The organism is Achromobacter sp. PD1, from assembly GCF_048541815.1.
Taxonomy (GTDB): domain Bacteria; phylum Pseudomonadota; class Gammaproteobacteria; order Burkholderiales; family Burkholderiaceae_B; genus Achromobacter; species Achromobacter bronchisepticus_A.
On the sequence record NZ_CP183349.1, the window covers coordinates 951,469 to 963,442 of the forward strand.

Annotated in this window: 10 protein-coding genes; all 10 read left to right on the forward strand. The window is 65.6% G+C overall.

Going from position 1 to position 11,974, the window contains the following annotated elements; translation table 11 throughout:
* Positions 1–248 precede the first annotated feature (248 nt).
* Positions 249–2,918: a DNA gyrase subunit A gene (gene gyrA, locus ACM1PE_RS04360; RefSeq protein ID WP_054450882.1), complete on the forward strand. Its 2,670-nt coding sequence runs from the start codon at positions 249–251 to the stop codon at positions 2,916–2,918.
* A complete protein-coding gene (gene serC, locus ACM1PE_RS04365; protein WP_059374521.1) occupies positions 2,918–4,048 on the forward strand; it encodes a 3-phosphoserine/phosphohydroxythreonine transaminase in 1,131 nt (376 codons plus the stop codon). The genes gyrA and serC overlap by 1 nt, the downstream gene beginning before the upstream one ends.
* Positions 4,041–5,126, forward strand: coding sequence for a prephenate dehydratase (gene pheA, locus ACM1PE_RS04370; protein ID WP_419342603.1), 1,086 nt, complete (start codon positions 4,041–4,043; stop codon positions 5,124–5,126). The genes serC and pheA overlap by 8 nt, the downstream gene beginning before the upstream one ends.
* A gap of 11 nt (positions 5,127–5,137) precedes the next feature.
* Positions 5,138–6,259 (forward strand): histidinol-phosphate transaminase, encoded by a 1,122-nt coding sequence (gene hisC / locus ACM1PE_RS04375; RefSeq protein WP_059375308.1) that lies wholly within the window; start codon positions 5,138–5,140, stop codon positions 6,257–6,259.
* Complete coding sequence (locus ACM1PE_RS04380) at positions 6,256–7,158, forward strand: prephenate dehydrogenase (RefSeq protein WP_419342604.1); 903 nt, start codon at positions 6,256–6,258, stop codon at positions 7,156–7,158. Before hisC ends, ACM1PE_RS04380 begins: the two co-directional genes overlap by 4 nt.
* A gap of 5 nt (positions 7,159–7,163) precedes the next feature.
* Complete coding sequence (gene aroA / locus ACM1PE_RS04385; RefSeq protein ID WP_419342605.1) at positions 7,164–8,486, forward strand: 3-phosphoshikimate 1-carboxyvinyltransferase; 1,323 nt, start codon at positions 7,164–7,166, stop codon at positions 8,484–8,486.
* 13 nt (positions 8,487–8,499) lie between these two features.
* On the forward strand, positions 8,500–9,189 hold the full coding sequence (gene cmk / locus ACM1PE_RS04390) for a (d)CMP kinase (protein ID WP_054450894.1): 690 nt from the start codon (positions 8,500–8,502) through the stop codon (positions 9,187–9,189).
* A 197-nt stretch (positions 9,190–9,386) separates the two neighbouring features.
* Complete coding sequence (gene rpsA / locus ACM1PE_RS04395) at positions 9,387–11,099, forward strand: 30S ribosomal protein S1 (protein WP_026382780.1); 1,713 nt, start codon at positions 9,387–9,389, stop codon at positions 11,097–11,099.
* Positions 11,100–11,102: 3 nt separating this feature from the next.
* A complete protein-coding gene (locus ACM1PE_RS04400) occupies positions 11,103–11,462 on the forward strand; it encodes an integration host factor subunit beta (protein WP_013392394.1) in 360 nt (119 codons plus the stop codon).
* 139 nt (positions 11,463–11,601) lie between these two features.
* Positions 11,602–11,916 (forward strand): LapA family protein, encoded by a 315-nt coding sequence (locus ACM1PE_RS04405; protein WP_013392395.1) that lies wholly within the window; start codon positions 11,602–11,604, stop codon positions 11,914–11,916.
* Positions 11,917–11,974 lie beyond the last annotated feature (58 nt).

The following is an 11,974-nucleotide window of genomic DNA, read 5'->3' on the forward strand; positions in this document are numbered from 1 at the left end:
TTCCCTGGAGAGGCGCATTGGCGCTGGATATGACGTTTTCGGCGCTCCTTCGGTTTTCCATGTTGGTTTTTGACAACAGGGCCGCGGGACGCGGGCGGACGCGCGGTCGGTCGCCGCCCCATATCTTCCGCTCCGGCCGGTCGAGGCGCTACTTGGGGAGCGCCTTCTGACCTCTACGGGAATCGGATGATAGAATTTCCTGTTTACCCGGCCCGGGTTCCTCCTTACACGATTCTGTCGTTATATATATGGATTCCTTTGCCAAGGAGACGCTTCCGGTATCGCTGGAAGAAGAGATGCGCCGCAGTTACCTCGATTACGCGATGAGCGTGATCGTCGGGCGGGCGCTACCGGATGTGCGGGACGGCCTCAAGCCTGTCCACCGGCGCGTGCTCTACGCGATGCACGAACTGAACAACGACTGGAACCGCGCCTATAAGAAGTCGGCGCGTATCGTCGGGGACGTCATCGGTAAATACCACCCCCACGGCGACCAGTCCGTCTACGACACCATCGTCCGCATGGCGCAGGATTTTTCCATGCGCTACATGCTGGTCGACGGCCAGGGCAACTTCGGCTCGATCGACGGCGATAACGCCGCGGCGATGCGTTACACCGAAATCCGCCTGGCCAAGATCGCCCACGAATTGCTGGCCGATATCGACCAGGAAACGGTGGACTTTGGCCCCAATTACGACGGCAGCGAACAAGAACCGCTGCTGTTGCCGTCGCGCCTGCCCAACCTGCTGGTCAACGGCAGCTCGGGCATCGCGGTGGGCATGGCCACCAACATTCCGCCCCACAACCTCCAGGAAGTGGTCGACGGCTGCCTGTACTGCCTGCGCAATCCGGGCTGCTCGGTCGATGAGCTCATGGAGCTCATCCCGGCCCCCGATTTCCCCACCGGCGGCATCATCTACGGCATGTCCGGCGTGCGCGAAGGCTATCGCACCGGTCGCGGCCGCGTCATCATGCGCGCCAAGACCCACTTCGAAGACATGGAGAAGGGCAACCGCCAGGCCATCGTGGTCGACGCGATCCCCTACCAGGTCAACAAGAAGACGCTGCAGGAACGCATCGCCGAGCTCGTCAACGACAAGAAGATCGAAGGCATCTCGGACATCCGCGACGAGTCCGACAAGGACGGGATGCGCCTGGTCATCGAGCTCAAGCGCGGCGAGGTTCCCGAGGTCGTCCTGAACAACCTCTATAAGAACACGCAACTGCAAGACACCTTCGGGATGAACCTGGTGGCGCTGGTCGACGGCCAGCCCCGCCTGCTCAACCTGAAGCAGATGATCGACTACTTCCTGCAGCATCGCCGCGAAGTGGTCACGCGCCGCACGGTGTTCCAGTTGCGCAAGGCCCGCGAACGCGGCCACGTGCTGGAAGGCCTGGCTGTCGCGCTTGCCAACATCGACGATTTCATCGCCATCATCAAGGCGGCGCCGACCCCCCCGGTCGCGCGCCAGGAACTGATGGCGAAGTCGTGGGATTCGTCGCTGGTGCGCGAAATGCTGTCGCGCGCCGACGGCGATACGCCGGGAGGCCGCGCGGCCTTCCGTCCGGACGACCTGGGCGCCGAGTTCGGCCTCCAGGGCGACGGCCTGTACCGCCTGAGCGACACGCAGGCCCAGGAAATCCTGAACATGCGCCTGCAACGCCTGACCGGGCTGGAGCAGGACAAGATCGTCGGCGAATACAAGGACATCATGTCCACCATCGCCGACCTGCTGGATATCCTGGCGCGCCCCGAGCGCATCACGACGATCATTGGCGAAGAGCTGCAGGCCATCAAGGCGGAGTTCTCGACCGGCGCGAAGGATACGCGCCGCTCGGAAATCGAACTCAACGCCACCGAGCTCGACACCGAAGACCTGATCACCCCGACCGACATGGTCGTGACCCTGTCGCACGGCGGCTACATCAAGAGCCAGCCGCTGTCCGAGTACCGCTCGCAAAAGCGTGGCGGACGCGGCAAGCAGGCCACGGCCATGAAGGAAAACGACTGGATCGACCAGTTGTTCATCGCCAACACGCACGACTTCCTGCTGTGCTTCTCCAACCGCGGCCGCGTGTACTGGCTGAAGGTCTGGGAAGTGCCGCAAGGCACGCGCAATTCGCGCGGCAAGCCCATCGTCAACATGTTCCCGTTGGCCGAAGGCGAGAAGATCACCGTGGTGCTGCCGGTCAAGGAATTCAGCGAAGACCACTACGTCTTCATGGCGACCTCGCGTGGCACGGTCAAGAAGACCCCGCTGTCTGACTTCTCCAACCCGCGCAAGGCCGGCATCATCGCCGTGGACCTGGACGACGGCGACTACCTGATCGGCGCCGACCTGACCGACGGCCAGCATGACGTCATGCTGTTCTCGGACGCCGGCAAGGCCGTGCGCTTCGACGAGAACGACGTGCGTCCGATGGGCCGCAACGCCCGTGGCGTGCGCGGCATGATGCTGGAAGACACCCAGACCGTCATCGCGCTGCTCGTAGCTGGCGACGAAACGCAAAGCGTGCTGACCGCCACCGAAAACGGTTACGGCAAGCGCACGCCGATCACCGAGTACACGCGCCACGGCCGCGGCACCAAGGGCATGATCGCCATCCAGACCAGCTCGCGCAACGGCAAGGTCGTGGGCGCCGTGCTGGTCATGCCTTCGGACGAGATCATGCTGATCACGACTGGCGGCGTGCTGGTGCGCACCCGCGTCTCTGAAATCCGCGAAATGGGCCGCGCCACGCAAGGCGTCACGCTCATCAACGTCGACGACGGCAGTTCCCTGTCCGGCGTGCGTCGCGTCGTGGAAAGCGATGCGGACGATGACGGCGACCTGGGCGAAGACGGCCAGGACGCGGATGGCGGCGACGACAACGGCGCTGCGGACTCGACGGATTCGACGGAACCTACGGAGCAATAATGGCCCGCCCCTGGAACTTCTCGGCAGGCCCCTCGGCCTTGCCCGAGGTGGTGCTGCAGCAAGCCGCTGCGGAAATGCTGGACTGGCACGGCAGCGGCATGTCCGTGATGGAAATGAGCCATCGCGGCAAGCATTTCGTGCAGATCTGCGATGAAGCCGAGTCCGATCTGCGTGACCTGCTTGGACTGCCGGCGGATTACGCCGTCATGTTCATGCAGGGCGGCGGTTCCGGGGAAAACGCCATCGTCCCCATGAATCTCATGGGACGCCGCGGTACGCCGGCGGCCGACTTCGTCGTGACGGGCCATTGGTCCAAGCGTTCGTACAAGGAAGCCGGCCGCTACGGCAGCACCCATGTGGCGGCAAGCAGCGAGCAGGCCATCCAGCTGGATGGCCGCGAGCAGGCGCCGCTGACCTGGGTGCCGCCGGTCGATACCTGGCAAGTGCGTCAGGATTCGGCCTATCTGCACCTGTGCAGCAATGAAACCATCGGCGGCGTCGAGTTCATGGACTGGCCCGATACCGCCGCGCTGGGCGCCCCCGACGTGCCGCTGGTCGTCGACGCGTCCTCGCATTTCCTGTCGCGTCCGATGGACGTGACGCGCTGCGGCATGATGTACGCTGGCGCGCAGAAGAACGCCGGCCCGGCGGGCGTGACCATGGTCATCGCGCGCCGCGACCTGATCGGCCACGCCTTGCCGATCTGCCCGTCCGCGTTCGACTACGCCAACGTGGCAGCCGAACACTCGCGCTACAACACGCCGCCCACCTTCGCCATCTACGTCGCCGGCCTGGTATTCAAGTGGGTCAAGGCCAATGGCGGCGTGGCCGGCATGGAAGCCGCGAACAAGGCCAAGGCCGATCTGCTGTACGGCTATCTGGACAGCACCAGCTTCTACCGCAACCCCATCCACGCACCCGTGCGTTCGCGCATGAACGTGCCGTTCGTGCTGCGCGACGAATCGCTCAACGACGCCTTCCTGCAAGGCGCGGACGCGGCCGGCCTGACGCAGCTCAAGGGCCACAAGAGCGTGGGCGGCATGCGCGCCTCGATCTACAACGCGGTGCCCCTGGCCGGGGTCTCGGCGCTGGTCGAGTACCTCAAGGAATTCGAGCGTCGCTATGGATGACGATCTGCAGCGCAAGCTGCTCCCTCTGCGTCAGCGCATCGACGCGTTGGACGCCCAGATCCTCGACCTCCTGACGCAGCGCGCAAGCGCCGCGCTGGAAGTGGGCGAGGCCAAGCACGCCGCGAATGCCGATGGCCCCGTGTTGCGCCCCGAGCGCGAAGCCGAGGTCATCCGCCGCCTGCAACAGACCAATCCCGGCCCGTTCCCGAGCACCGGCGTGGCCGCGGTCTGGACCGAAATCATCTCGGCCTGCCGCGGCCTGGAGCGCGGCATGACGGTCGCCTTCCTGGGGCCGCAGGGCTCGTTCTCGGAGCAGGCCGCGCAGGAGCATTTCGGCCACGCCGTGCAGAAGCTGCCGTGCGCTTCGTTCGATGAAGTGTTCCGCGCCGTCGAGGCGGGGCAGGCCGACGTCGGCATGGTCCCGGTCGAGAACTCCACCGAAGGCGCGGTCAACCGCAGCCTAGATCTGCTGCTGAACACACCGCTGAAGATCCTGGGCGAGCGTTCGCTGGTGATACGCCACTGCCTGATGTCGCAGTCCGGCAGCATGGACGGCATCAAGACGATTTCCGCGCACCCGCAGGCGCTGGCTCAGTGCCAGGGCTGGCTCACGCGCAACTATCCCGACGTGGCCCGCGTGGCCGCGTCCAGCAATTCCGAGGCCGCGCGCGCGGCAGCCGGCGACCCGAGCATCGCGGCGATCGCCGGCGAAGTGGCGGCGCCCGCCTGGAACCTGCAGATCGTGGCCGCAGGCATTCAGGACGACCCGCACAACCGCACGCGCTTCCTGGCGATCGGCAACATCGAACCGCTGGTCAGCGGCAAGGACAAGACCAGCCTGATCCTGGCCGTGCCGAACCGCGCTGGCGCCGTCTACGAAATGCTGGCGCCGCTGGCGGCCAACGGCGTGTCCATGACGCGCTTCGAGTCGCGGCCGGCCCGCACCGGCCAGTGGGAATACTATTTTTATGTGGACGTCCTGGGTCACCGCAATGATCCGAACGTTGAACGCGCCCTGGCCGCCTTGCAGGCGCAGGTTGCCTACCTGAAAGTGCTGGGTTCCTACCCGGCGCCGTGAGCCCTTCCGACATGACCACCGCATCCAAGCCCCTCGTTGCTCCGGCGCACGTCAGCGCCATCGCGCCTTACCAGGCGGGCAAGCCCATCGAAGAACTGGCCCGCGAATTCGGGCTGGACCCGGCCGGCATCGTCAAGCTGGCGTCCAATGAAAACCCGCTGGGCATGCCCAAGTCGGCGCGCGAGGCGATGCTGGCCGCGGCCGAGTCGCTGGCGCGCTATCCCGATCCCAACGGCTTCGACCTGAAGTCGGCGCTGGCTGAACGCTATGGCGTGCCGATGAGCTGGGTCACGCTGGGCAACGGCTCCAACGACATCCTGGAAATCGCGGCGCTGGCGCTGCTGGAGCCGGGCGTGTCGGCGGTCTATGCGCAGCATTCGTTCGCGGTCTACCGCCTGGCCACCCAGGCGCGCGGCGCGCGCCACATCGTGGTGCCGGCCAAGGACTATGGCCATGACCTGGACGCGATGTTCGATGCCATCGCCGACGACACGCGGTTGCTGTTCATCGCCAACCCGAACAACCCCACCGGCACCTTCGTGCCGGGCGACCAGATCGCGGCCTTCCTGGAGCGCGTCCACGCCGCCCACGGCGATCGCGTCACGGTGGTGCTGGACGAGGCCTACAACGAGTACCTCGATCCCGAGTTCCGCTTCGACAGCACCGCGCTGGTGCGCCGCTATCCCAACCTGATCGTGTCGCGCACCTTCTCCAAGGCCTACGGCCTGGCGGGGCTGCGCGTGGGCTTCGCGGTGGCGCAGCCCGCCCTGACGGATCTGCTGAATCGCGTGCGCCAGCCCTTCAACGTCAATACGCTGGCGCAGGCCGCGGCCATCGCCGCGCTGCGCGACACGGCCTACCTGGAAGAGGCCTATGCCTCCAACAAGGCGGGGAAGGCGCAGCTCTGCGCCGCGTTCGAGCGCCTGAAGCTGCGCTACGTGCCCAGCTACGGCAACTTCGTGCTGGTGCATGTGGGCGACGCCCCGCGCATCAACCTGGAACTGCTCAAGCGCGGCGTGATCGTGCGCCCGGTCGCCGGCGACGGCTTGCCGGAGTGGCTGCGGGTGTCCATCGGACTGCCGCAGGAAAACGAGCGGTTCATCGAAGCCCTGACCGCCATCCTGTCCGCATGAACGACGCGTCACCGAAATCCGATCAGGGGGCCGCTGGCCCCCTGATTCCTGTATTGGCCGTCGTAGGGGTGGGCCTGATCGGCGGATCCTTCGCCGCGGCCTTGCGCCGGGCGGGGCAGGTGGGCCGGGTGCTGGGGGTAGGGCGCAACGCGCAATCGCTGGCCCGCGCCGTTGAATTGGGCTTGATCGACGAGGCTGCTTCGGCCGAGGAAGCCGCGGCGCGCGCCGATTTGATCCTGCTGGCGACGCCAGTGGGCGGGTTGGGCGACGTGCTGTCGCGCATGCGTGCGCATCTGCGTTCCGATACCGTGCTGACGGATGGGGGCAGTACCAAGGCCGAAGTGGTCGAGGCCGCGCGGGTCGCGCTGGGCGATCGCGTCGCGCAATTCGTGCCTGGCCATCCCATCGCCGGCGCCGAACGCAGCGGACCCGAGGCGGCCGATGCCTGCCTGTACCGTAAGCGCACCGTGATCCTGACGCCCTTGGCCGAGAACGGCGAGTCGTCCCTGGAGCTGGTGCGCCGCGCGTGGCAGGCTTGCGGAGCCGATGTGATCGACATGGACGCCGACGCCCATGACCGGGTGCTGGCCTCGGTCAGCCATCTGCCGCATCTGCTGTCGGCGGTATACATGGAACAGGTGGCCGAGGCCGCCGACGCCGCCACGCGCCTGGCGCTGGCAGGCAGCGGCTTTCGCGACTTCACGCGTATCGCCGCGGGTTCGCCCGAAATGTGGCGCGATATTTTTCTGTCCAACCGCGATGCGATGCTGGCCGAACTGGCCGACGTGCGCGCGGTGCTGGACCGTGCCGAACGCGCCATTGCCGACGGCGATGGCGCGGCTTTGCTGACGCTGCTGGATACGGCGGCCCGCGCCCGCCGCAACTGGCGCAAGGAGTAGCTGACATGGGCGCTTTGCCTTATCTCGATCTGCCGCGCGTGCGGCAAGCGCGGGGCGTGATTGCCCTGCCGGGTTCCAAGAGCATTTCCAATCGCGTGCTGCTGCTGTCCGCCATCGCCGAGGGCAGCACGGTCATCACCGGTTTGCTGGACTCCGACGACACCCGCGTCATGCTGGGCGCCTTGCGCCAGCTGGGCGTGCAGGTGTCGGAACTGGAAGCGGGCAGCGTCACGGTGCAGGGCGTGCGCCGCTTTCCGGTGGAAAGCGCCGACCTGTTCATGGGCAATGCCGGCACCGCGATCCGGCCGCTGACCGCGGCGCTGGCGCTGATGGGCGGCGACTACCGTCTGTCGGGCGTGCCGCGCATGCATGAGCGTCCCATCGGCGATCTGGTCGATGCGCTCAAGGGTTTGGGCGCCAGCATCGACTACCTGGGCCAGCCTGGCTATCCGCCGCTGCACATCGGCCGCGGCGACATCGCGGCGGATGCTGTCACTCGGGTGCAGGGTTCTGTGTCCAGCCAGTTCCTCACCGCCTTGCTGATGGCCGCGCCGCTGCAAGCCGGCCGCAGCGGCAAGCCGGTCACGATCGAAGTGCTGGGCGAGCTCATCTCCAAGCCCTACATCGAGATCACGCTGAACCTGATGGCGCGCTTCGGCGTGCAGGTGCGGCGCGACGGCTGGAGCCGTTTCGTCATCGACGGCGGGGCCGCCTATCGCAGCCCCGGGCGGATCGCGGTCGAAGGCGACGCCTCGACGGCTTCCTATTTCCTGGCGCTGGGCGCGATCGGCGGCGGGCCGCTGCGCGTGACCGGCGTGGGCGCGGACAGCATCCAGGGCGATGTCGCCTTTGCCGACACGCTGGCCGAGATGGGCGCCACCGTGACCTACGGCCCCGACTGGATCGAAGTGTCGGGCGCGCGCGTCGCCCAGGGCGAACGCCTGAAGGCCTTCGACACCGATTTCAACCTGATCCCGGATGCCGCCATGACCGCGGCGGCCCTGGCGCTGTATGCCGACGGCCCGTGCCGCCTGCGCAACATCGGCAGCTGGCGCGTCAAGGAAACCGACCGCATCCACGCCATGCAGACCGAGCTGGAAAAGCTGGGTGCGCGGGTGGAATCGGGGCCGGATTGGCTGCGCGTGACGCCGCCGGCGCAGGACGCCTGGCGCGACGCGCACATCGGCACCTGGGACGACCACCGCATGGCGATGTGCTTCTCGCTGGCGGCTTTCGGGCCGGCGGCCGTCCGTATCCTCGACCCGGGCTGCGTCAGCAAGACCTTCCCGGGTTACTTTGATGTTTACGCGGGCCTGGTAGCGGCCTAGCGAAGAATCGCCCATGACTTCGATTTCCCCTGCAACTTCTTCCACTGTCCCCGTCATCACGATCGACGGCCCCACCGCGTCCGGCAAGGGCACGGTGGCCCACCGCGTCGCCAAGGCCCTGGGCTGGGCCGTGCTCGACAGCGGCGCGCTCTATCGCCTGACCGCGCTGGCGGCGCTCAATCGCGGCTTGTCCCCCGAGGACGAACCCGCCGTCGCGCGCGTGGCTGAAACCCTGGACGTGCGTTTCGAGGGGCCTCATGTCTACCTCGAAGGCGTGGACGTCGGCCACGACATCCGCCGCGAGGAAGTCGGCAATTTCGCCTCGCGCGTGGCCGCCTTCCCGGGCGTGCGCCAGGCGTTGCTCGAGCGCCAGCGCGCCTTCCGGCTGGCTCCGGGCCTGGTTGCGGACGGGCGCGACATGGGTACGGTGGTGTTTCCCGATGCGCCCCTGAAGGTGTTCCTGGTCGCCGATGTGGTCGCGCGGGCGCAGAGGCGCTGTAAGCAGTTGATCGAAAAGGGAATTTCTGCTAATCTTGATGACCTCCTACGGGATATGCGCGAGCGGGACGCCCGCGATATGGGGCGGACTACCGCTCCCTTGGCTCCCGCAGCGGATGCACACGTACTGGATTCGTCTGATTTGACGATTGCGGAAACGGTGCAGGCAATACTGGATTTCTGGAAGAACGCCGCCGCGGATTGAAGTACCGGTCCCGGACTTTCCCCTCGAATCCTCCGCAGTTTTCTGTTTTTTTTATCGGCCCTGTTCAAGCCAGGCGCAGCCCCCACGGGACACCCCGCAAGGGTAAACCGGCAAGCAGGCATTTTGACTCCACTGTGGCGGGCAATCCGCTGCGGTGTGTTTTTAACGGCCATTTCGGCCCAATGGATTTCAACCCCATGTCTTCCGTTTCCACTACCGCCACCGGCGGCGAAAGCTTCGCCGACCTTTTCGCACAAAGCCTCAAGAGCCAGGACATGAAGTCCGGCGAGGTCATCAGCGCCGAAGTCGTGCGCGTCGACCACAACTTCGTCGTCGTCAACGCCGGCCTGAAGTCCGAAGCGCTGATCCCCCTGGAAGAGTTCCTGAACGACCAGGGCGAGCTCGAAGTGCAACCTGGCGATTTCGTCTCGGTGGCCATCGATTCCCTGGAAAACGGCTACGGCGACACCATCCTGTCGCGTGACCGCGCCAAGCGCCTGTCGGCCTGGCTGCAACTGGAAAAGGCCCTGGAAAACGGCGAACTGGTTACCGGCACCATCACCGGCAAGGTGAAGGGCGGCCTGACCGTCATGACCAACGGCATCCGCGCGTTCCTGCCGGGTTCGCTGGTGGACCTGCGTCCGGTCAAGGACACCACCCCGTACGAAGGCAAGACCCTCGAATTCAAGGTCATCAAGCTCGACCGCAAGCGCAACAACGTCGTTCTGTCGCGTCGCCAGGTGCTGGAAGCCAGCATGGGCGAAGAGCGCCAGAAGCTGCTCGAAACCCTGCACGAAGGTGCTGTGGTCAAGGGCGTGGTCAAGAACATCACCGACTACGGCGCGTTCGTGGACCTGGGCGGCATCGACGGCCTGCTGCACATCACCGACATGGCCTGGCGCCGTGTGCGTCACCCCTCCGAAGTCCTGCAAGTGGGTCAGGAAGTCGAAGCCAAGGTGCTCAAGTTCGACCAGGAAAAGAGCCGCGTCTCCCTGGGCGTCAAGCAGCTGGGCGAAGATCCGTGGGTGGGCCTGGCTCGCCGCTACCCGCAAGGCACCCGCCTGTTCGGCAAGGTCACCAACCTGACCGACTACGGCGCGTTCGTTGAAGTCGAAGCCGGCATCGAAGGCCTGGTGCACGTCTCCGAAATGGACTGGACCAACAAGAACGTCGATCCGCGCAAGGTCGTGACCCTGGGCGAAGAAGTCGAAGTCATGGTCCTGGAAATCGACGAAGACCGTCGTCGCATTTCGCTGGGCATGAAGCAGTGCCGCCAGAACCCGTGGGAAGAGTTCGCCACCAACTTCAAGCGTGGTGACAAGGTCCGCGGCGCCATCAAGTCGATCACCGACTTCGGCGTGTTCGTCGGCCTGCCCGGCGGCATCGATGGCCTGGTTCACCTGTCCGACCTGTCGTGGACGGAAACCGGCGAAGAAGCCGTGCGCAACTTCAAGAAGGGCGACGAGATCGAAGCCGTGGTTCTGGGCATCGATACCGACAAGGAACGCATCTCGCTGGGCATCAAGCAGCTGGAAGGCGACCCCTTCAACAACTTCGTTGCCACCTTCGACAAGGGCGCCGTTGTTCCGGGCACCATCAAGTCGGTCGAAGCCAAGGGCGCTGTTGTCACGCTGTCCGTGGACGTTGAAGGCTACCTGCGCGCTTCCGAGATCTCCTCGGGCCGCGTTGAAGACGCCACCACCGTTCTGACCGCCGGCGAGAACATCGAAGCCATGATCGTCAACATCGACCGCAAGACGCGTTCGATCCAGCTGTCGATCAAGGCCCGCGACAACGCCGAAACCGCCGAAACGATCCAGCGCATGTCCGACGCCAGCGCTTCGTCCGGCACCACCAACCTCGGCGCGCTGCTGAAGGCCAAGCTGGACCAACAGCGCAACGACGGTTAATTCGTGACCAAGTCGGAGCTGATCGCCGCCTTGGCGGCCCGCTATCCTCAGCTGGCCGCCCGCGACACCGATTACGCGGTCAAGACCGTGCTCGACGCAATGACCCAGGCCCTGGCCTCGGGTCAGCGCATCGAGATCCGCGGTTTTGGCAGCTTCTCGTTGTCGCAGCGGTCTCCCCGCATCGGTCGCAATCCGAAATCCGGCGAACAGGTGCTGGTGCCTGGCAAACAGGTGCCGCACTTCAAGGCGGGCAAGGAATTGCGCGAGCGGGTGGACTTGGCCGGCGGCAATGACGAGGACGCTCAATCCTCTGGATCGAGTGAACCGATGCCGTCGATGGTGAGTCTGCACGCCATGCATTGACGGCACGGCAGTAAGGCCGCCTTCGGGCGGATCGGACCGAGAACCTAGCCCCTTGAGCAATCAAGGGGCTTTGTTTTTTGGCGCCAGGAGGGATCCGTCGCTTACAATTGATAGTCTTGAATTCTTTGGAGCATGCGCCATGCGCTACCTAGTCTGGGCCCTGCGATTGCTCGTGTTTGTTGCAGTTCTGATGTTTGCGTTGAAAAACACGGATCCGGTCGCCGTGAAGTTCTACGCCGATTACGTGGTGCAGGATGTGCCCCTCATCGTCGTGATGCTGGTCGTGTTCGTCTTGGGCGCCTTGTTCGGCCTGTTGCTGACCGTGCCCGCCGCCATGCGCCGCCGCCGCGAAGCCATGCGCCTGCGCCGCGAGCTGGACCGTGTCCAGGCCGCCGTGGCCGGCACCACGCCCGCCGTGCCGCCGGAGGCCGTGGCCCCGATGTCGCCGCTGTGATGCCGTTGCGCCAGCACTGAATCCCTTTCCGCACTGAATTACCGCAAGAGCCCGCATA